The sequence below is a fragment of the Virgibacillus xinjiangensis genome (genome assembly GCF_042643145.1).
GTDB classification, from domain to species: Bacteria; Bacillota; Bacilli; order Bacillales; family Amphibacillaceae; genus Virgibacillus_O; species Virgibacillus_O xinjiangensis.
Window position 1 is genome coordinate 83,994 of sequence record NZ_JBHRSA010000057.1, and the last position, 21,139, is coordinate 105,132.

The following is a 21,139-nucleotide window of genomic DNA, read 5'->3' on the forward strand; positions in this document are numbered from 1 at the left end:
GAAACCCCAGAAGTGAGCATATTCACCCATATATCAAGAAACAAGCAGCACAATTAGTTGAATTGTGCTGCTTGTTTGACTAAAAGGATCCAGCTTATCGGTTTCCTCAAGCATGGGCCTCTACTGATTTTGCTCTATACACACGGACGATGATGGAAGTAATGGCAATGACTACTGCTGCCGGAAGCAACCAGCCCAGCCCTTCATTGTAGAACGGAAGCACCTGCTCATAGAAGGACACAATCGGTACCATCCAACTGAAATAATCAATACCGAGAGAATCACATAATGACTTGAGTCCATCAATGATACTGATCAAGAATGTCACACCGATCGTAGATGCGTATACAATTCGTGCGTGATTGAACAGAGGAGACAAGAAGGCCAGCAAAATCAGGACAATGGCCAATGGATAAAGGAACATCAATACAGGTATCGAAAAAGCAATAATGTTTGCAAGACCAAAGTTGGCAATCACAAAGGTCAGTGAAGCAAAGAATACCACCCATTGTTTATAGCTGATCTTTGGTATCAGCGTATGGAAGTATTCCGCGTTTGCCGTGGTCAATCCAATGGCGGTTGTCAAACAAGCAAGTGTAATGACAATTGCCAGCATAATTGATCCAAATGTACCGAAATAGTAGGATGCAGCTCCACTTAATACAGGTCCTCCAGTCTCAAAGAGTCCAAAAACTTGTGTACTGGTAGCCCCCATATAAGCAATGCCTACGTAAATGGCAGCAAGGAGCAGGATGGCGATGCTACCGGATTTCGCAGTTGTTTTAAGTATCTCCGTCTTCGATGTGACCCCCATCGACCTGATCGCATTAATGACGATGATACCAAATACAAGGGAGGCAAGTGCATCCATCGTGTTGTACCCTTCCAGAAAACCGGTAACAAACGCTCCACTTGCATACGCGTCCTGTGGTGCTTCCATTGCGCCCATTGGTTGAAAGAATGCCATGGCCAACAGTATTATGATTAGTACCACCAAACCAGGGGCCAATACCTTCCCCACATTATCTACCAGCTTAGCCGGGTGTAGGGAAAACCATAGGGTGATTGCAAAAAACAACAGTGTGAATATGAAAAGGGCACCTTGTTGAAAACCCTCACCGATAAAGGGGGAAATTCCTACCTCAAAAGCAACTGTTCCTGTACGCGGTGCCGCAAAGAATGGTCCGATCGTTAAATAAAGTAGAGACGTAAAGAAAATGGCATAACCGGGATGCACTCTGCTAGCTAATTCTTGCAGATTACGGCTGCCGGAAAAGCTCATGGCGATAATTCCCAATAGCGGCAAACCAACACCTGTAATCAGAAATCCGATAATAGCCGGCCATAAATTAACTCCTGCATATTGCCCGAGCTGGGCTGGGAAAATAAGATTTCCCGCTCCGAAAAATAGTGCGAACAACATGACTCCTATAGCAGCATATGATGAAAAAGACAATTTTCGTTCCATGTATATTCCTCCTGATTATATTGAATGCCTGTCCATAGACTTATATGCAATATATTAATATGAAATACATCATACTATCTTCCTGCGAAAAATGCAATATATTAATCAAATTTTTTGATGATTTTATCTTTTGTTGCCTTTTTATGTCAATTATAATACCCATAAGGGGCAATATTACCCAAAAAAACCCCTGCCTGCAACTTTCAGCAGACAGAGGTGCTCTCGAGTTTTACTCTTTTTCTTTGAATTGCTTTAGATTCCATATACCAGTAGCGTACTGTTGAATGGTATGGTCACTAGAAAACTTCCCTGAGTAGGCAATGTTAGTGACACTTTTCTGCAGCCACGAATAGGTGTCCCGATACGTGCGCTCTACAATCTCATGCGCCTCCATATACGGCTCGAAATCTTTCAGAACAAAATAGGGATCATTATGGGAGAGGATATTATAGTAAATATCTTTGAATTCAATCTCCTGGGAACCGAATTCACCTAATTTCAGCTGATCAAGAATCCTCTTCACCCTGTCGTCCGTGTTATAGATGTCTGTAGCACTATACCCTCCGTGCCGATAATAATCCATCACCTGCTCTGCAGACAAGCCGAAAATAAACATATTGTCATCTCCGACCAAATCGTGAATCTCAATATTTGCTCCATCCATGGTGCCGATGGTCAAAGCCCCATTCATCATCATTTTCATGTTTCCTGTTCCGGAGGCTTCCTTGCTGGCCGTTGAAATCTGTTCGCTTATATCGGCAGCTGGTATGATTTTCTCCGCCAGGCTGACATTATAGTTTTCAAGGAAGATGACTTTCAGCTTATCCTTCACATCTTTATCATAGTTGACAATACTAGCGACCGTATTGATCAGCTTGATGATCTCCTTTGCCAAATAATAGCTGGGGGCTGCTTTTGCCCCAAAAATGAAGGTCCGCGGCACTACATCCAATTGGGGATTATCTTTCAACTCATTGTATAAATAGATGACATGGAAAATGTTCAACAGCTGCCTCTTATACTCGTGCAGCCGCTTGATTTGCACATCAAAAATGGAATGAGGGTCGACTGCTATCCCCGTACGTTGATGGATGAAATTTGCCAACGCCTGCTTATTCTGCTGTTTAGCAGACGCAAATTTCTCCAATAATGGCCGGTCTTTTGTATACTTCATCAAACTGATCAGCTGCTTCGGCCTTCTGATCCAATTAGGCCCGATTACGTCAGTTATCAGTCCTGCGAGACCTGGATTGGCCTGAAGAAGCCAGCGTCGGTGGGTAATACCGTTTGTTTTATTATTGAACTTCTTTGGATAAAGGGAATAAAACCCACTCATCTCCTGATTCTTCAATATCTCTGTATGGATTCTGGCAACTCCATTCACGCTGAAACTGCCGACGATCGCAAGCCTGGCCATATGGACCCGGCCATCGGCAATGACAGCAAGCTGAGGAATTTCCTCTCGCTTTTCTTTATGGTTAAACCATAAATCCCGACAGAACCGCTCATTTATTTCATGAATGATCATATAGATCCGTGGCAGAAGGCCTTCAGTCATCTCAACTGGCCATGTCTCCAATGCTTCGCTTAATGTCGTATGATTGGTATAAGCGAAGGCTCCAGTGGTAACCTTCCATGCGGCATCCCAGCTAAGATTTTCCTCATCCATCAACACGCGCATCATTTCCGGGATGCCGAGGGATGGATGAGTGTCATTGATTTGGATGACAACTTTCTCAGGAAGCCTGCTAAGCGGAAGCTGATAATTTTCCTTGAATTGGCGGATGATATTTTGAATGCTGGAAGAAACGAGGAAATATTGCTGCTTCAGCCTCAATTCCTTCCCCTCTATGTTGGAGTCATCCGGATATAGAAAGCCGGTGATCTGCTCAATGGAATGCTGGTGTTCCAAATCATGATAAAAATCATCTTCCTGCCCCTCATTCTCTTCCGGCGGAAAGTAAGGTTCTGCACTCCAGAGTCTCAGCGTATTTACTGTACTGTTTTGATAGCCGACAACAGGTATGTCATATGGGACTGCCATCACTTTATCTGTGTTCTCATGCTTAAACTCCAAGGAGCCATCATTCTTTTTGAACATATGTACTTCTCCCCGGAAATGGATAAGGATTGCTTCCTCTTCTTTACGGTTTTCCCATGGGTAGGCATCCTTCAGCCAATAATCCGGAAGTTCGACTTGATTTCCATGAATGATCCGCTGCTCGAATAATCCGTATCGGTACCGGATACCGTGTCCATGTCCGGGATAGTCCAAGGAGGACAACGAATCAAGAAAACAAGCAGCAAGTCTTCCGAGCCCCCCATTGCCAAGAGCTGCGTCTTGCTCTTGAGCAAAGATCTCCTCCGGATGAAAACCCATTTTTCTCAATGCTTCTATCGTCTGATTCAGCATCCCGCAATTCAATAAATTACTCTTAATCAAACTTCCGATTAAAAATTCCATGGAAAGATAATAAACCTGCTTAGCCTTTTTATCTTTATATTTTTGTTGTGTTTTATTCCATGATGGCATTATTTCTCCATGGACGATGGAAGCAAGTGCATAGTAGACATCTTTCGGTGAGGCCTCTTCCAGCTTCTGCCCTTTATCTACTTGTAATCTTCGTGCTATTTCATCTTTCAATCCATCTGCAGTGTATGGCTGCATTCCCCCACTCCTATCCGTAAATTGGTGTCAGTGCATCATACATATTCTTATATTCCCGGGCAGACTCTTTCCAAGTGAACTGGCTTTTATTTACATTTTGTGAAAGAAGATGCCAATCATTCTCCGCTTGGTAAACATTCAACGACAGCCGTAGGACGTGCAAGAGTTCATGGGCATTATAATTGCTGAAGCTGAAACCGGTCCCTTCCCCGGTAAGCCGATTATATGGTGTCACTGTATCTTTCAATCCCCCTGTTTCCCTTACAATGGGAACTGTTTTATATTGAAGGGCAATTAGCTGGGCAAGGCCACACGGTTCAAATTTAGAAGGCATCAGGAAAAAGTCTGCTCCGCCGTACATCAAGCGAGAGGCCTGCTCATCGAATGTAAGCATTGCCGCTGCCTTGTCCGGATAGCTGTCCGCCAGCCATCTGAAATAATTCTCGAACTCTTCTTCTCCCGTTCCCAATACGATAAACTGTATTTCCTCCTCAAGGAACTCCTCCAGGATATGCTGGATTAAATGGATTCCCTTCTGTTCCACCAACCTGCTTACCATTACATATACTGGGACTTCTTCATCCTGAGGCAGGCCAGACGTCTTCTGAAGGGCCAGTTTGTTCTCTTTCTTTTTCGCTCGGGAAGTCCGGTAATTCACTGGCAGGTACGGGTCTGTCAGTGGGTGGTATTCTTTGGGATCAATACCGTTCAAAATACCTGTCACGTCATTCGACCTTTCCCTGAGGATTGGAGCAAGCCCCTCTCCATAATATTCCTCCTGTATCTCTTCAGCATACGTAGGACTGACGGTAGTAACTTTGTCAGCATGGAACAAAGCACTTTTCAGACAGTTCAACATTCCGTTCCATTCCATACCGGCTATGTGCTCTCGGGAGAGCCGGAAGAAATCCTCGAACGAACCGATAGGCATCACTCCCTGATACTGGATGTTATGAATGGTGAACACAGTGGACATTCCCTCTACTGGTTTCGTGATGCGGGCAAGGGCTACCGCCATTCCTGCCTGCCAATCATGTGCATGAAGGGTATCCGGTTTGAAATTGATATGTGATAGGGCCTCAATCACCGCTTGCGAAAAATAGATGAACCGCTCTCCATCATCGTAATAACCATATATCCCCTTACGTGTAAAATAGTAGTCATTCGCTATAAAGTAATAGGTGATACCTTCATGTTTTAGCAAATAGACATCTGTCTGCTGATTCCTCCACCCTAATTGAACATCAAAAGATGCAAGATGCTTCATCTTACCATGCCATTCCTGTCCAATTTCGTCATAAAGAGGAAGAATGACACGAGTGTCCAATTGTTCATATTGTTTTAGTGCCTTGGGGAGAGAGCCGATTACATCTGCTAGCCCACCTGTTTTGATGAAAGGTGTACATTCTGAAGCAACGAACAGGACATTCTTCATTCACCATCTCCTCCTTCCCTTATTTCCTTTAAATTTCCTGCCGCTTGGCCACCACATACGGCTTCTCGATGGACCCGACCAGTTTCTGCCCTGCCTTCACGTGCACATCTTTATCCAAAATGACATTTTCCAGATGAACTCCATCTTCAATGATACATCGTTGCATAATGATGGAATTCCTTACGACCGCTCCCTGCTGGATGCTTACACCTCTGAACAGCACACTTCTTTCCACCTCTCCACCAATCGTACAGCCATTGGCTATGATCGCCTGGTTTACTTTTGTCTGTTCCCCGTATTCCACCGGAGGATTATTGGATACTTTCGTTCGTACGATATGTTGCTGATGGAAGAGGTTGCGGTAATTCTCCTCATCAAGCAGGTTCATATTATGCTGATAATAACTGTCGACATTGTTTACGAATGCACTGTAGCCTTGATGTGCAAAAGTCTGAACCCTCAGTTCATCCAGTTTTTCCTTGATTCCATGCAAAAAGAAATGGTCTCGGTCATAAGCAATACAATGATCCGCCAATTCCATCAGTAATTCTTTATGAATAATATAAACACCTGTAAAGATCCGTGGGTTCCTTTTGTCATTGGTAAGCCCTCTTACCCAGTTAAGATCATCCGTCTCCAGACGCAAATAGGGTTCATGCTCCTCCCTCAAAGTATCCACTTCCACGGAAATCAACGTAACATCAGCCTGACGATCCAAATGAAACTGGAAAGCCTCTTGATAATCGGTGTTGGTGATAAACTGGCTACCACTTATCAGTACATATTCCGACTTGCTCCGATGAAAATAATCCCTGTTATTATGAAAGAACTGCAAGTCACCTCTTGATTGGTCATTTGGATCGTTCCAATCTGGTGGAAGGATGAATAAACCACCATTTCTGCGGTCCAGATCCCAATTCTCCCCGGTTCCCATATGGTCCATTAAGGAGCGGTATTTATTCCGCACAAAAATAGCCACTTCCTCAATACCGGAATTCACCATGTTGGAGAGAGTGAAATCGATCATCCGGTATCGTCCTCCAAAAGGAATGGAGGACGCATTACGGAAATACGTCAATTCATTGAATAATGGATATTCATGTTCCAAATTGATTAATCCCATCATTTTGCTCATTACGCTTCATCTCCTGTCAATGTGAGCCTATTTTCCAATACCTCTTGATTAAGAACAATCGGTTCCTCATCGGCAGCCGCACGTATATAGGTTCCTTCCGGTACAACCGTATCCGCCATGATGATGACACGTTCCAGCACGGAATTACCTCCCACCTTCACTCCTGGGTGGATGATGGATTCACGGACATCAGCTCCCTCCCGCACTTCTACATTACGGAAGATAACCGACCTATCCACTCTTCCATAGATCCTGCATCCAGAGTTCACCAAAGAATTTTTCACAACAGCTCTAGTCCCGATATATTCAGGTGGCGATGTAGCATCCTTGGTATGAACCCTCCAATTTTTGTCGTTAAGGGACAGGCCTTTTCCTGTCAGCAAATCCATATTCGCCTCCCAATAACTTTGAATGGTGCCTACGTCTTTCCAGTACCCTTCAAAACGGTACGCCTGCATCCTGCAGCCTCCATTCAGCATGGAAGGAATAATATCTTTGCCGAAGTCATGGCTGGAATAAGCAAGCTGTGCATCGCGTATCAGATAGTCGCGCAGCTTTTTCCAAGAAAAAATATAGATACCCATGGATGCCAGATTGCTTTTTGGGTATTCAGGCTTTTCTTCAAACTCATAGATTTCCAGATGATCAGTCGTATTGAGGATTCCGAAGCGGGAAGCTTCCTCCCAATCGACCTCTATCACAGAAATGGTAGCGTCAGCCCCTGTCTGCTTATGTTCATCCAACATTTTGGTATAATCCATCTGATAGATATGGTCGCCTGAGATGACTAATACATACTCCGGATTATATTGATCAATAAAATGGATATTCTGATAGATTGCATCCGCCGTGCCAGAATACCAGTCACCACCACCCTTGGCAGTAAAAGGGGATAACACCGTCACCCCGCCATCCCTTCTGGACATATCCCAGGGCTTCCCGTCACCAATATGCCGGTGAAGTTCCAGCGGAGAATACTGGGTCAGAACCCCCAGGGTCTGAATACTTGAATTCGAGCAATTGCTCAACGTAAAGTCGATAATACGGTACCTTCCGCCAAACGGCACAGCCGGTTTTGCCAGATTATTGGTCAATGCACCCAGTCTTTTGCCTTCTCCGCCCGCCAACAACATTCCAACACATTCTTTCAATGCTCATCCTCCTCCAAAATATCGGTCTGTCGCTTAAATACCGCCATACCCAATGGCGGCACCTTGATCTTTATATGATGCGGCTGTCCATGCCACCTTTCCGTGAAGCTATAATGGGCCCTGCCATTGAGTTGGCCTGACCCGCCGTACTCTTTCGCGTCTGTGTTGAAGATTTCTTCGTATGTACCGGGAGTGCGGACACCTATTTTATAATCGTAATGCACATTCGGAGTGAAGTTGCAGACAATTACCAATTCATCGGATTCCTCCAGACCTCTTCGGAAAAAAGCGATGATGCTTTGGTCCGGATGATGGGGGTCTATCCACTCGAATCCCTCTGATTGATGATCCAGTTCATAAAATTCGGGTCGTTCACGATAGAAATGATTCAACTCCTTTACAAAATTCCAGATGCCCTGATGAAGTGGATAATTCATCAAGTGCCAATCTATTTCTTCTTTATCCTTCCATTCAGCATATTGGCCAAGTTCCCCACCCATGAATAAAAGTTTTTTTCCGGGATGGGCAATCATATAGGCATATAAAAGCCTTAAGTTGGCAAACTGCTGCCATTGGTCTCCCGGCATCTTATCCAGGAGCGATTTTTTCCCGTGAACCACCTCATCATGTGACAATGGCAGTAAGAAATTTTCCGTATGCGTGTACATGTAGGAGAAAGTTAACAGTTGGTGGTGCCATTTCCGATGAATCGGATCTTTTTCCATATATTCCAAGGTGTCATTCATCCAGCCCATATTCCATTTGAAATTGAATCCAAGACCGCCAAGATATGTTGGCGAGGTCACCAGTGGCAAGTCAGAGCTGTCCTCTGCCATCATCAGAGCATGGGGATAAGATTCGAACACCGTTTCATTCAGTTTTTTTATAAAGGCGAACGCCTCCAGATTTTCCTCTCCCCCATAGGAGTTATAAACGCATTCATCTTCATCGCTGCGGTCGAAATTGAGATACAGCATGCTTGCCACTGCATCTACCCTCAATCCATCAATATGGTATTCTTCCATCCAAAAATGGGCATTGGAAATCAAGAAGCACTGTACTTCCGGCCTTCCAAAATCAAAAGCCAGGGTGCCCCAGGTCTTCTTCTCACTCTTAGCCGGATCGGCATACTCATACAAAGGCTCCCCATCAAATTGGCGCAAGCCAAAGTCATCTTTACAAAAGTGTCCAGGTACCCAGTCCATGATGACCCCTATGTTCTCCATGTGGCATTGGTCCACGAAGTACTTGAAGTCCTCCCTGGATCCATACCTGGATGTGGTGGAAAAATATCCGGTCGTTTGATACCCCCAAGACAAATCAAAAGGATGCTCCCCTAAAGGCAGCAGCTCCACATGGGTATACCCTAACTCTTTTACGTAGGGTACCAGTTCAGCAGCAAGTTCCCGATACGTATAAAAAGAGCCGTCACTCTTCTTTTTCCAAGAGCCCATATGTACTTCATAGATGGAAAGAGGAGAACGATAAGGATTATATTCTCTTTGGTCTTCCTGCCATGCTTGGTCTGACCATTGATACCTTTTACTATCAGGAACAACAGAGGCTGTAGCAGGCCGCAATTCCGATTGGATTGCATAAGGATCGGATTTTAATAAGACACGTCCGTCCGGAGTATACAGTTCGTACTTATAAGAATGACCCGGGGAAATACCGGTGAAAAATCCAGCCCATAATCCCGATTCTGTTACTCTATCCAGATAGTAGTCCCTTCCCTCCCATTGGTTAAAGTCCCCCACGAGACATACCCGCTCGGCATGAGGAGCCCATACTGCAAACCGGTGTCCTTTTCTGCCTTCCCACTCCAGCGGGTGGCAGCCTAAAAACCTGTAACACCGGTAATTTGTCCCCTGATGGAATAAGAAAAGATCCTCATCAGTTAAGTTATAAAGCAAGATGTCTTCCCCCTTGTAGTCAGTACTCATTACTAGGATAAGTGGTGTGAATAATGTAAATTATAGATACAACAACAGACCATTTCAAGGGTTATACGGTTATTTTTCAGAAAATTCTTTCGACATTTTCGGACACTTTCATCTCTATTTGTCACGTCATGTCGATACAACAGAGGATTTATATTTCAACGTTTAGCAAGGACAGGAGATGGTTATTTTGCTAAAAGGGAAAATATGAATGAAGGAATGAAAGATAAATAAATCCACCTTTGGAATACAAACGGTTACCTTAATAAGGAAAAGTAGCATATACTGAAAAGACTAATACAGTGAAGGAGCTAACGTTGTGAATACCCAAGCAGCCTGGATTGATGATGTACGTACCATTACTGTTATCCTTACAGATGAAGAAGTCTGCAAACTGGAGAGAGAGCGCCCACAGGTGCATTGGAAAGAAAAAAATGATTGGTTCCCAGCGGAGGCAGAAGATAGACTAGACCACACATCAATCCGCCTCAACCTCCTTCATCCCCTCCCACTCGGAGAGACCCTTGAATTGGAATGGGGGGATCATCGGTGGCCTGTGTATCCAGGCAATATTGTTAGAACTGATTGGTTTGATGAGCATTATACCGACTCTGAGACGCCATTAGGAGCGAGTTACACAACCTCTTCTACCTTGTTTGCCGTCTGGGCTCCTACCGCCCGATCCGTTAAACTGCACTTTGGTGAAACAGTACTGGCCATGAGCAGGAAGAGCAAAGGAATATGGCAGCTGGAAATGAATGGCGACTGGCACGGAATGCCCTATGAATATGAAGTGGAGGTCAACGGCAAAACGAATAAAACGACGGATCCCTATGCTAAAGCATTACTTCCCAACAGTTCAAAAAGTGTGGTGCTGGATCCGAGTCGTACCGAGCCTTCCGCTCACCACCCACGCCCGGAGCTGGAAAAGCTTCAGGATGCCATCATCTATGAACTGCATGTTAGGGATGCAACCAGTCATGAAGCAAGTGGAGTAAACCATAAGGGGAAGTTTGCCGGCCTGACAGAATCGTCAGCGATTGATGAAACTGGGCAATCGACTGGTATTGCTTACATTAAAGAGTTGGGATGCACCCATGTCCAGCTTCTGCCAGTAAATGATTTTGCCCGGGTTGATGAGCTTTCTCCTGAACAATCATATAACTGGGGCTACGACCCCCTGCATTTTCAGGTTCCGGAAGGGAGCTACTCCATCTCTCCCCGAGATGTGACTGCTCGTGTCAAAGAATGTAAAGAGATGGTGCAGTCCTTCCATAAGCACGGTATCGGCGTAATTTTGGATGTCGTCTTCAACCATGTGTACGATTTGGAGTCTTCATCCTTTGAAAAACTGGTGCCAGGGTACTACTTCCGCTACCATGATGATGGGTCACGTAGTAACGGTACAGGTGTAGGAAACGACTTTGCCAGTGAAAGGGCAATGGCTCGGAGGTTCATCTTGGACACGGTCGACTACTGGCTGAGAAGCTATGAGGTGGATGGTTTCCGATTTGACTTGATGGGTGTGATGGATATAGATACCATGAGACAGATTCAGCAGCTTTGTGCAAGGGAGTCTATTTTTCTGCTAGGTGAAGGCTGGAATCTACCAACTGCTCTTCCAGATGAAAGAAAGGCCACATCCTTTAATTCCAGCCAGCTCCCTGGTCTTCGTTTTTTCAATGATCGCTTTAGAGATATACTGAAGGGCAGCTTGTTTGACACAAAGGATACAGGCTATGTGAATGGAAATGGTAAATTTATAGAAAAACTGCCCAGCCTTGTATCCGGTTCAGCCTTGAAAGAATTCGGGGATCCATTTGTCTCAGAAACTACTCAGACCATTAATTATGTGGAATGCCACGATAACCATACCCTATGGGATCGCCTTCTCCTTACCAATCCGGAGCAGGAAGAGTCAGAAAAGAAGAAAATGCATCAATTGGCTACCGGATTAACATTGTTGAGTCAGGGAGTACCATTTCTGCATGCAGGTCAGGAGTGGTTCAGAAGCAAAGGCGGGGATGAAAACAGCTATCTATCCGGTGATGAAGTAAATCAGCTGGATTGGTGGAGAAGGATGAAGGAAGATCAGTATGTGAATTTCGTTAAGCAATTGATTGGTTTGAGGAAAAAGTATCCCGTGTTTCGGCTGACTACCAACGGAGAAATACGGAAGCGGCTGCACATACTCGAAACTCCTCATCCTGTATTCGGTTATACCCTCCTAGGGGATGGAGAAGATTTTGCCATCTACGTAAACCCTGACAACCATTCTTATGATATACACCTCCCCTCTTCAGGCAGCTGGGAGTTGGTTGCAACCAATGATTTCAATCGTTATAACGGACAAAAGGTAATGAAAGGGGAGTTCACCTTTATCGGTCCCTATGAATTAATGGTATGGAAAAAGCCCTTATGGGGTCGGATTTAGTCGAATGTTGCTTTAGCATATTAAAAAGCTCGGAGCATAATCTGCCCCGAGCTTTCTCTTTGGAATTTATCTGTCCATCAATAATCGTAGTCAACTCACACTATTATTGTAAACCTATACTCATTCAGTCTATTTTCACTAACCACGGCAATATTATAGTAGGTTTTTCTCTATTACTTTCATCTGATAAAAATAACCCTTACGTGTCATCAGCTCATTAAAAGTCCCCGATTCAATAATCTGTCCATGTTCCATGACAATAATCTGATCCATCTTATCCAAACCGGCGAGCCGATGGCTGACAAGAACAATGGTATCTTCGGCAGCCTTGCTGAATATTGATTCATGGATATGCTGCTCGGTCAATGCATCCACCGAAGAGGTGGGCTCATCAAGCAGCCAAAGATTCCCACTTTTCAACATTGCCCTTGCAATAGCAAGACGCTGTTTCTCTCCGCCCGACAAATTATCCCCTTTTTCTTGTACATGGTCATCAAGGGAAAATCCCTCCAGCTTTACATTCTTCAGGGCTTGTATCATTTTTTCCTCTGACAAATCTTCTTCAGCCAGCATTAGATTTTCACGGACAGTGCCATAAAATAAATGATTTTCCTGTAGGACCACCCTGGTATTACGCCAGATGCTTTCCTGCTGTATTTGATCAACAGGTGTATCATTCAAGCTGATGACACCATGTTGAGGATGAGCCATTTTTAATAGCAGCTGCAGAATTGTAGACTTTCCAGAACCGCTGGGGCCTACAATCGCTGTCTTGGAACCAGGCGGCAGTGTCAGTGTGACTTCATCAACTGCTTTCCTCCATTCCTCCGGAAATTTGAAAGAGACATGATCCATATGAACGGCCGGTGGGTGATCGACGACTAATTCACCAGAGACGGACTCTGATACTTCCTCGTCCCTCCCCACCACAGAATAGAGCCGGTTAGCGGCCTTTCTGCTATCCTGCAAATGGATGGGGAATACTGCCATTGGCCCTGCGTCCTCAAAAACAGTCAATGATATCATCACCAGCATTGCCAAGAAAATTCCCTCCAGCCGGCCTTCTGCCACCATATACGCACCTAAGCCTAGGACCAGCCAGGAGACAGATAATGAGACGAATGTGTTGACCGACTGGTTGTAAATTCGGTTAATGCCCTCGCTCTCCTGATTCCTCAGATACTTTACAGAGGAATGATTTAAAGCTTCCTCCTTTTGTTCAAGTTTCTGATAAATTTTCAAATCACGGAGGCCATAGAGCAATTCCGTTATTTCCGTTGATAATTCACCACGTCTTTTCCTTACATCCTGATTGATCTTCTCTTGTCGGAAAGTAAATATGGCTGGGACGACTATCAGCGTAAGGACGAGTCCCCCCAGCAGCACAAGCGCAACATATACAGAATAATAGGCGGTGAACAGCATCGTAGCTAGAAACACCATCACCAGTACAATTGGGGGATAGAACACTCTCAAGAAATAATTTTGCAGGCTTTCCACATCCCCGACAATCCTGGCCAACAGGTCTCCACTGCGGTACTTTTGGTAAATCCCGGGTGCCAGTGGTTCGAGGCGTTTAAAGAAATCAACCCGTAGATTGCTTAGAATGGTAAATGTAGCACGGTGTGAAAAGTATCTCTCCATATATCTGGCAATGGCCCGTACAAAACCCAGCAATTTCACTGTCGAGGTCAGCACAATCAAGGCATATAACGGAGGTGCCAGTGCTGCTTTGGATATCAGATAGCCACTTGCCGCAAACAAGCCCACAGCTGCTATCCCAGCTATAAAACCAGCTAAAATAGAGATGATAATATCTTTTTTTTCCATAAACATCAGCTTCGTAACCTTCAGTAGATCACTCATGATTGCTGTCCCCCTTGGTGTGCAGTTACCATCGCATGGTAATCGGCAGACACCTCCATTAATTCTTCATGCTTTCCGGAAGCAGCCACCATACCGTTTTTCAAGTAGAAGATGATATCCGCATCCTGAATCGTATGGAGACGATGGGCAACCGTAATGATGGTTGCATGACGTGCTAGTTTATCAATGGAAGATTGAAGTACTTGTTCGGTCTGCAGATCCAGGCCAGTAGTCGGCTCATCAAAAAGAATGACAGAAGGCTTCTTCAAAAAGGCTCGGGCTAAGGCAAGGCGCTGCATCTCACCACCTGACAACCCCCTGCCGGCTTCACCAACAGGTGTATCATAACCCTGTTCCAAGTCTTCAATCATATGGGAAAGCCCTGCCTGTTCAGCAGCATGCATTATATCCGAATCGGATGGCTCTCCATTCGCTCCGATGGCTATATTCTCTCGTATGGTTCCCGAGAATATATAAGGATGCTGCGTAATATAACTCAATCGATTGAACCACTCCTGTTCCTGATAGGACGATAAAGGATGGCCATTTGCGAGGATCCTTCCGTCTCCAGGTGGGACTAAGCCTGCCATCAAGTGGAGAAGGGTTGTCTTTCCCGAACCACTTCTTCCAACAATGGCAGCCTGACTGCCCGGCGGAATATAGGCATGAATATCCTGAAGAGCAAAACGCTCGGCACCATAGCTGAAAGATACCTCCTCAAGCTTTATAGCCGGTGGTTCTTTTCCCATTATTTTCCGACCCCCCCACTCGCAGCCTTCTTCCGCCTGTTCCAGTTCTTCCTGGATAGTAGCAGCTGCTCCCATACTGCTTTTTCCATTATGAAAAGCATTCCCCAAGTCCTTCAGTGAATTATAAAACTCGGGCACGAGCAACAGTACTAAAAAAGCGGTGAAGAATGAAATGCTTTCATAGATGATCAGCTGGATAGCCAGTTCCAGTGCAACCAAACCAATACTGAGCATGGTGACAACTTCAAGGGCAAATGAATTCATGAATGCAATTTTCAGGATTTCCATCGTAGCTTCCCTAAAGCCGATGCTCCCTTTTTCTATTTCTTCCTTCTGCCTTTTTGCCCTTCCAAACAATTTGAGTGTTGTCAGCCCCTGCAGCGTGTCCAGGAACTTGCCAGAAAAAGCCGCCATCTTCTCCAGCTGCTCTTCTGATTTCTTCTTCGTCTGAATTCCGATAACAATCATAAAGATGGGGATGAACGGCGCAGTGATCAACATGATCAACCCGGAATTCACATGTTGAGTAAACACCGCAACCAGCACAAAAATCGGGACAATGCATGCTTGGAGCACCTGGGGGATGTATTCACTGAAATAACTGTCCACTTCATCTACTGCGTCCAGCATTACGCTGACTTTTCGTCCAGACTGGCCGCCGAATGAAGACTGAACCGGGCTGCTCCTTGAGAAGTGCTGCAACAATTCGCTCCGAAAATCCTTTTTGACTTTAGAGGCCATCTTGATTCCCGTCCGTCCATTCCAGTAACTGGCAGCCGTCCTGGCCATTAGAACAGCTAACAATCCTAGCAGGACGGGAAGTATATCTGAAAATCCTGCTTCCTTGAGAAATACCTGATCCACCGTGCTTACGAGCAGATATGCTTGAAGAATGGCAAGCAGCCCTATTAATACAGAGAAGAGAAGAAGCGATACCATGCTTCTTCTCTGGATAGAAAGTCTGTTCTTCAATTCTTTCATTTTTTATCCCCTAACCTCAAGTGTAGGTAATTTTATACAAAGCCAGTAAATTATGGAGCTTAGGCTATCATGAACAGCATCGCCATCTCTTGGCTGTTGAATACGAAGTAGTCTTGATTACTTCTTGCCTTTGACATAATCGGCATCAAACAGGAATAGCTTGAACACAAGAATCAAGGATGGTATGAGCAGAACGAGTCCGCCAATGAAGGCTATGACCAACGCCAGTCCCATGGATTCATGGGTAGAACCATCCTGGATCGTGATATATGGATCAAGGATGTACGGATAATGACCGATTCCATAAGCAAAGAAGGCAAAGAAGAATTGCAGCATCACGAAGATAAACGCCAGACCATAATACTTCTCCGAGTGGAGGAACCACATCGCCGCCATAAAAAAGGCAACCGATAGTCCCAGCATCCACCATAGATCCATCATGTTCTCAAAATGCCGCTCATTATGCTGACTAAGGAAAATAAAAGCAGTTAATGCTGCAATGATGGTCGGTGTGCTCCAAAACAAAGCATAACTGCGGACAAGCTTCAGCGCAGGCCTGTCATTTGCTCTGGAAGCATAGAATGTAAGGAATGTTGCACTGATAAACAACACCGATACTAATGCCAGCGCCACGATGCTCCAGGACAATGGACTAGTGAACAACTCTAAATACTGCAGGGAAACTGAATTCCCTTCTTCGATTACAAAGCCACCCTCCGAAAGAGTTAAAGCCACCGCAAGCGAGGCAGGGATGAGCAGACCAGTCGCTCCATACAGAAACATATAAACATTACTCTGCTTCGATCCATAATTTTCGAAGGCATAGAAAGATCCCCGTATTGCCAGCAGGACAAGCGCAATACTACCTGGCACCAATAATGCCGACCCATAATAATAGGCCGTGTCCGGGAAGAAACCGACGATGCCGACGAAGAAAAAAACAAAGAAGACATTTGTGATTTCCCAGACGGGAGACAGATACCTGGAGATCAGCTGGTTAATGATATGATCTTTTTTAGAAGCCTTGGCATACCAAGCGTAAAAACCAGCCCCGAAATCTACGGAAGCGACAATCAGATAACCGTACAGAAAAATCCACAATACAGATATTCCTATGATTTCATAGCTCATTGGTCATCCTCCTTTTTCAGATGAGGATAGTGTTTCTCTAATTCCAACTCTGCAGGATTATTACGGAACAGCTTCCTTAACGTAATGACACATAAGGTACCGAGTACAATATACAGTGCAAGGAAGAGAAAGAACATCAGCCCGATATAAGGTGAATTCGTGGCCGCTTCCTCTACTGTCATGTATCCCCTTAGAATCCATGGCTGACGGCCGACCTCTGCATAGAACCATCCGAATTCAATAGCTAGAAATGCCATCGGCCCGCTGGCGGCAATCAACCAGAGAAGTCCCTTATTATGCTCGTTCCACTTTTTCACCCTGCTTATAACCAAGTAGACAAGTGGAATCACTATCAGGGCTCCTCCAATGGTAACCATCAGATCAAACATATAGTGCACCCAGAGAGGGGGAAGTTCTTCTTCCGGGAATTCCTCGAGACCGGTCACTTCCGCATTGAAGTCCCCGAATGCCAAGAAACTCAATGCCCCTGGAATCCGGATGGCTCCCTGTGGTTCCTCTCCATCAAGCCAACCGAACAGGACCAGATCTGCATTCTTTTCGCTCTCAAAATGCCATTCAGCTGCTGCAAGTTTTTCTGGCTGATGGTCAGCAAGGAACTTGGCTGATAAATCTCCCGCCAAGGCAGTGAGGACACCAAAGACTAATACTAGCGACATCAGTACTTTCAATGCTTTTTTATGATAATCGGATGCTTTTCCTCTATTTTTGAGAATAGCAAAAGCCGTAATGGCGGCTAATAACGCTGCAGCAGTCAAATAAGCTGAACTCAGCACATGAAAAACTTTAGTCGGAGTAGCTGTGTTCAGCATGGCTGCGATAGGACTCACTGCTGCGAACTGTCCATTTTCCATTGCAAAACCTTCCGGTTGGTTCATAAAACCGTTCACCGTAGTGATGAATACTGCGGACATTCCAGCACCAAGTACCACTGGGATGTTTAGCGCCCAGTGTGTATAGGGACTCTTAAACCGATCCCATGTATACAAATAAATACCCAGAAAAATCGCTTCAAAGAAAAAGGCGAATACTTCCATGAACAACGGCAGTGCAATCACATTGCCTGCCAGTTGCATAAAGTTGGGCCACACCAGGGACAATTGCAGGCCAATCGCCGTTCCTGTTACTACCCCAATGGCAACGGTTATCACAAACCCCCTTGCCCATCGCCGAGCCATCATTAAATAATGGGGGTCATTTTTCCGTATACCAATGAACTCAGCAATGGCAATCATCAAGGGTACACCGACGCCAATAGTAGCGAAGATAATATGAAAGGCTAACGTCATTCCGGTCAGAAGACGGCTCATCATGACTGTATCGAATTCCACAATAATTGACCTCCCTAATATATGGTTCAACAAATTCAGTACTGAGCAAGTGAATATGCCAATAGTTTTCCACCAAGCTGAGCTTGGAGATATTAGTGTATCAGCATAGAAATCGTACTATACATCTTTACTCTTTACCGTATGCCTATTTTATCACAGTTTGCTAATAAGACTTTGACAATAAAGTGAAACTTCACAGCAGCGGAGCAAAATTTCAGCAATTTACACTGCTTTGCATTTCCTGCTCTATCTCCTGCGGTATGAAACACCTTCATTTATACCCTTTTTCCGGGTATATAACACCTTAATCATGAAACTCGAGAATGAAAAATTGATGATATCCTAGGTTTTAACTATACTAAGAAATATATAAAGGGGGATAAAACCATGGAACTTAAAATGGCTTCAGAGGCATTTTCTGTCTTGAAAGATAAAATACAGCTCATTAAGCATGAAGATTCCGCTATCTATCTGGTCGGGCCTATCCAACTTCCGGTCAACCTGTACGGAGAAACAGTCGTGTTTCAATGGTATTGCTGGCTTAATTATGAAGAAGTGACGGAAGACTATGAGAGGATCATCGATCGTTTGGCCTCCGCCAACCTTGCAGAGTATCAGCAGTCCAGTGTACTGGTATATGGTGACTTCAAGGAGTCAGAGGACGCACTTATTCGTATGCATTCAATTTGTCACACTGGTGATATTTTCGGCAGCAAACGTTGTGACTGTGGCTTCCAACTGAAGGAATCAATGAAAAAAATCCATGAATATGGGGCAGGAGCTTTATTCTACCTTGCCAATCATGAAGGACGAGGAATTGGACTGTTCAGCAAGGCAATGGCCTATGTTCTTCAGGAAAACGGATATGATACAGTGGAAGCTAATGAGAGTCTCGGTTTTGTGAATGATGCCCGCAGTTATGAAGATGCCATAATGGTATTGAAGCGTCTGCGCACAAAACCAGTCACTTTGATCACAAATAATCCCTTGAAAGTGGAAGCATTGGAAAACGCCGGTTTGTCTGTCTCCGGACGTACCCCTTTATGGGGGGATATTTCAGAATACAACCGGAAATATCTTCAGACCAAAGTGGACAAGTCTGGACATATGGAAGAAGAAAGGACTTGCCCAAATGACTGAACATGAATTCTATATGGACTTGGCATTGAATAATGCAAGAGCAATGAAAGGACAGACCGATCCCAATCCGCTCGTCGGTTCCGTTATTGTCAATGATCATCGAATTGTCGGGGTGGGTACCCATTTGAAAGCTGGGGAACCCCATGCTGAAATCCATGCATTAAGGATGGCTGGGGACCATGCCCGTGGCGGGACCATTTATGTAACACTGGAACCCTGCTCCCACCATGGCAGAACAGGGCCATGTGCTGAAGCATTAGTAAAGGCGGGGATCAAGAGAGCAATTATTGCTACATTGGATCCGAATCCCATTGTTGCAGGCAATGGGGTGAAGATATTGGAAGACGCCGGGATAGAAGTGGTCACCGGAATACGCGAACGAGAAGCCCAAAGCATGAATGAAGTGTTCAATACATTCATTGTGGAAAAAAAGCCATTCATCACCTTGAAAGCCGGTACCACTCTCGATGGAAAAGTGGCGACACATTCCCTGAGTAGTAAATGGATCACATCGGAAGAGGCGCGCACAGATGTCCATCAGCTCCGAAATGAAAACATGGCTATCCTCGTGGGTGTTAATACCGTCTTACAGGATAATCCTGCTTTGACTTCTAGAATACCGAACGGGCGCAATCCCCTTCGGATTATAGTTGATTCTTCCCTGAAAACACCGCTGGATTATCAAGTCATATCAGATAATGAAGCAGAAACTTGGATATTCACCAGTCAGCGTCATGATAAGAAAAAACGCCTACAATTGGAAAGTCATGGAATAACCGTAATAGAAACAAACGGAAGGAACAGAGTGGATATTGTAGAAGCTGTAGACATTCTAGGGAAAGAAGGGGTATCATCCCTGTTGGTAGAAGGCGGGGGGAATATTCACGCATCCTTTCTGGAGCAACGCCTGGTTGATAAAGTTGTTCTCTACTTCGCTCCAAAGCTTGTCGGTGGTTCGACTGCCCCTACCTTTCTAGAAGGCGAAGGAATCAAGGAGATGAAGGATGCAGTTGAGCTCGCTGACACAGACATTCAAATGGTTGGCAAGGATTTCAAATTCATCGGATACCCTATATATAAGAATACCAAAAGATGAAAGGGTGATAGGATGAAAATAGGATTCGATATTGATGATACGTTAATTAACTTGCGAGAATATGCTTTCCATCTGTACAATCGCAAATTACAGAAGAAGGTACCACGGGAGGAATTCCTCAAACTAGATCGGCTTGAAATCCACGAACCTTTTGGAATGGACGATCAAGAAGGGAAACAAATGTGGCTGGATTCACGTGAAGAAATCTACTATACGGATTGTCCGCCCTTCCCAGGTGCTGTGGAACTGCTTCAGGAGCTTGCAGAAGAAGGGCATGAAATCTATTATATTACGGCTCGCCCGGCAGAGCATGGAGAACGGACGAAGGACTGGATGAGGAAAAAAGGTTTTCCAATTCGGGACAGCCGCTTTTTTTACGGTATGAAGGATGAAGAGAAGATTCACACGATCAAAGAACTAGATTTGGATTATTATGTGGACGACAAGCCTAAAGTGCTGGACACCTTATCCGATATTCCTGCCCGCCTGTTCTTGAAGGATCAAACCTATAATCGGCATATCCGCCATGTTTCGCGTATCACTGATTGGTCCGAGTTCAGAGAAATAATCGACGACCATCTACTATAAAGGCTTCC

The 21,139-nt window shown here is 44.8% G+C and carries 14 protein-coding genes; 4 read left to right on the forward strand and 10 right to left on the reverse strand.

Going from position 1 to position 21,139, the window contains the following annotated elements:
* Positions 1-106 precede the first annotated feature (106 nt).
* The 6 genes from brnQ to glgB all read right to left on the reverse strand — a co-directional run bounded on the left by brnQ (position 107) and on the right by glgB (position 9,800).
* A complete protein-coding gene (gene brnQ, locus ACFOGI_RS15905; RefSeq protein WP_390274728.1) occupies positions 107-1,468 on the reverse strand; it encodes a branched-chain amino acid transport system II carrier protein in 1,362 nt (453 codons plus the stop codon).
* 229 nt (positions 1,469-1,697) lie between these two features.
* Positions 1,698-4,136, reverse strand: a complete 2,439-nt coding sequence (locus tag ACFOGI_RS15910) for a glycogen/starch/alpha-glucan phosphorylase (protein WP_390274731.1) — start codon at positions 4,134-4,136, stop codon at positions 1,698-1,700.
* 10 nt (positions 4,137-4,146) lie between these two features.
* A complete protein-coding gene (glgA, locus tag ACFOGI_RS15915; RefSeq protein ID WP_390274733.1) occupies positions 4,147-5,571 on the reverse strand; it encodes a glycogen synthase GlgA in 1,425 nt (474 codons plus the stop codon).
* Positions 5,572-5,599: 28 nt separating this feature from the next.
* Entirely contained in the window at positions 5,600-6,706 is a 1,107-nt protein-coding gene (glgD, locus tag ACFOGI_RS15920) for a glucose-1-phosphate adenylyltransferase subunit GlgD (RefSeq protein ID WP_390274735.1), read from the reverse strand.
* The gene (locus tag ACFOGI_RS15925; RefSeq protein WP_390274737.1) at positions 6,706-7,857 is read right to left on the reverse strand and encodes a glucose-1-phosphate adenylyltransferase; all 1,152 of its coding nucleotides are present in this window, start codon (positions 7,855-7,857) and stop codon (positions 6,706-6,708) included. The genes glgD and ACFOGI_RS15925 overlap by 1 nt, the downstream gene beginning before the upstream one ends.
* A complete protein-coding gene (glgB, locus tag ACFOGI_RS15930) occupies positions 7,854-9,800 on the reverse strand; it encodes a 1,4-alpha-glucan branching protein GlgB (RefSeq protein ID WP_390274740.1) in 1,947 nt (648 codons plus the stop codon). Before glgB ends, ACFOGI_RS15925 begins: the two co-directional genes overlap by 4 nt.
* A gap of 316 nt (positions 9,801-10,116) precedes the next feature.
* Between glgB and pulA the strand changes: the two genes are divergently transcribed.
* Positions 10,117-12,231: a type I pullulanase gene (pulA, locus tag ACFOGI_RS15935; protein WP_390274743.1), complete on the forward strand. Its 2,115-nt coding sequence runs from the start codon at positions 10,117-10,119 to the stop codon at positions 12,229-12,231.
* Positions 12,232-12,384: 153 nt separating this feature from the next.
* Here the strand turns inward: pulA and cydC are convergent, their stop codons facing one another.
* The 4 genes from cydC to ACFOGI_RS15955 all read right to left on the reverse strand — a co-directional run bounded on the left by cydC (position 12,385) and on the right by ACFOGI_RS15955 (position 18,307).
* On the reverse strand, positions 12,385-14,097 hold the full coding sequence (gene cydC, locus ACFOGI_RS15940; RefSeq protein ID WP_390274746.1) for a thiol reductant ABC exporter subunit CydC: 1,713 nt from the start codon (positions 14,095-14,097) through the stop codon (positions 12,385-12,387).
* Positions 14,094-15,827 carry a thiol reductant ABC exporter subunit CydD gene (gene cydD / locus ACFOGI_RS15945; RefSeq protein ID WP_390274748.1) on the reverse strand — a complete coding sequence of 578 codons (1,734 nt, stop codon included), beginning with the start codon at positions 15,825-15,827 and terminating at the stop codon, positions 14,094-14,096. Before cydD ends, cydC begins: the two co-directional genes overlap by 4 nt.
* Positions 15,828-15,944: 117 nt before the next feature.
* Entirely contained in the window at positions 15,945-16,958 is a 1,014-nt protein-coding gene (locus ACFOGI_RS15950) for a cytochrome d ubiquinol oxidase subunit II (protein ID WP_390274750.1), read from the reverse strand.
* The gene (locus ACFOGI_RS15955; RefSeq protein WP_390274752.1) at positions 16,955-18,307 is read right to left on the reverse strand and encodes a cytochrome ubiquinol oxidase subunit I; all 1,353 of its coding nucleotides are present in this window, start codon (positions 18,305-18,307) and stop codon (positions 16,955-16,957) included. Before ACFOGI_RS15955 ends, ACFOGI_RS15950 begins: the two co-directional genes overlap by 4 nt.
* A gap of 387 nt (positions 18,308-18,694) precedes the next feature.
* On the opposite strand from ACFOGI_RS15955, the gene ACFOGI_RS15960 reads away from it, so the two are divergent.
* The 3 genes from ACFOGI_RS15960 to ACFOGI_RS15970 are packed head-to-tail and all read left to right on the forward strand — an operon-like array spanning position 18,695 to position 21,131.
* Complete coding sequence (locus tag ACFOGI_RS15960; RefSeq protein WP_390274755.1) at positions 18,695-19,447, forward strand: GTP cyclohydrolase II; 753 nt, start codon at positions 18,695-18,697, stop codon at positions 19,445-19,447.
* Positions 19,440-20,543 (forward strand): bifunctional diaminohydroxyphosphoribosylaminopyrimidine deaminase/5-amino-6-(5-phosphoribosylamino)uracil reductase RibD, encoded by a 1,104-nt coding sequence (ribD, locus tag ACFOGI_RS15965; protein ID WP_390274757.1) that lies wholly within the window; start codon positions 19,440-19,442, stop codon positions 20,541-20,543. The genes ACFOGI_RS15960 and ribD overlap by 8 nt, the downstream gene beginning before the upstream one ends.
* Before the next feature lie 12 nt (positions 20,544-20,555).
* Positions 20,556-21,131 carry a 5' nucleotidase, NT5C type gene (locus tag ACFOGI_RS15970; protein WP_390274760.1) on the forward strand — a complete coding sequence of 192 codons (576 nt, stop codon included), beginning with the start codon at positions 20,556-20,558 and terminating at the stop codon, positions 21,129-21,131.
* The last annotated feature ends 8 nt before the right edge of the window (positions 21,132-21,139 follow it).

Excerpts from the sequence above, each read along its gene's own strand:
- brnQ (WP_390274728.1), bottom strand. The coding sequence starts at position 1,468 with ATGGAACGAAAATTGTCTTTTTCATCATATGCTGCTATAGGAGTCATG.
- ACFOGI_RS15910 (WP_390274731.1), bottom strand. The coding sequence starts at position 4,136 with ATGCAGCCATACACTGCAGATGGATTGAAAGATGAAATAGCACGAAGA.
- glgA (WP_390274733.1), bottom strand. The coding sequence starts at position 5,571 with ATGAAGAATGTCCTGTTCGTTGCTTCAGAATGTACACCTTTCATCAAA.
- glgD (WP_390274735.1), bottom strand. The coding sequence starts at position 6,706 with ATGAGCAAAATGATGGGATTAATCAATTTGGAACATGAATATCCATTA.
- glgB (WP_390274740.1), bottom strand. The coding sequence starts at position 9,800 with ATGAGTACTGACTACAAGGGGGAAGACATCTTGCTTTATAACTTAACT.
- cydC (WP_390274746.1), bottom strand. The coding sequence starts at position 14,097 with ATGAGTGATCTACTGAAGGTTACGAAGCTGATGTTTATGGAAAAAAAA.
- cydD (WP_390274748.1), bottom strand. The coding sequence starts at position 15,827 with ATGAAAGAATTGAAGAACAGACTTTCTATCCAGAGAAGAAGCATGGTA.
- ACFOGI_RS15950 (WP_390274750.1), bottom strand. The coding sequence starts at position 16,958 with ATGAGCTATGAAATCATAGGAATATCTGTATTGTGGATTTTTCTGTAC.
- ACFOGI_RS15960 (WP_390274755.1), top strand. The coding sequence starts at position 18,695 with ATGGAACTTAAAATGGCTTCAGAGGCATTTTCTGTCTTGAAAGATAAA.
- ribD (WP_390274757.1), top strand. The coding sequence starts at position 19,440 with ATGACTGAACATGAATTCTATATGGACTTGGCATTGAATAATGCAAGA.
- ACFOGI_RS15970 (WP_390274760.1), top strand. The coding sequence starts at position 20,556 with ATGAAAATAGGATTCGATATTGATGATACGTTAATTAACTTGCGAGAA.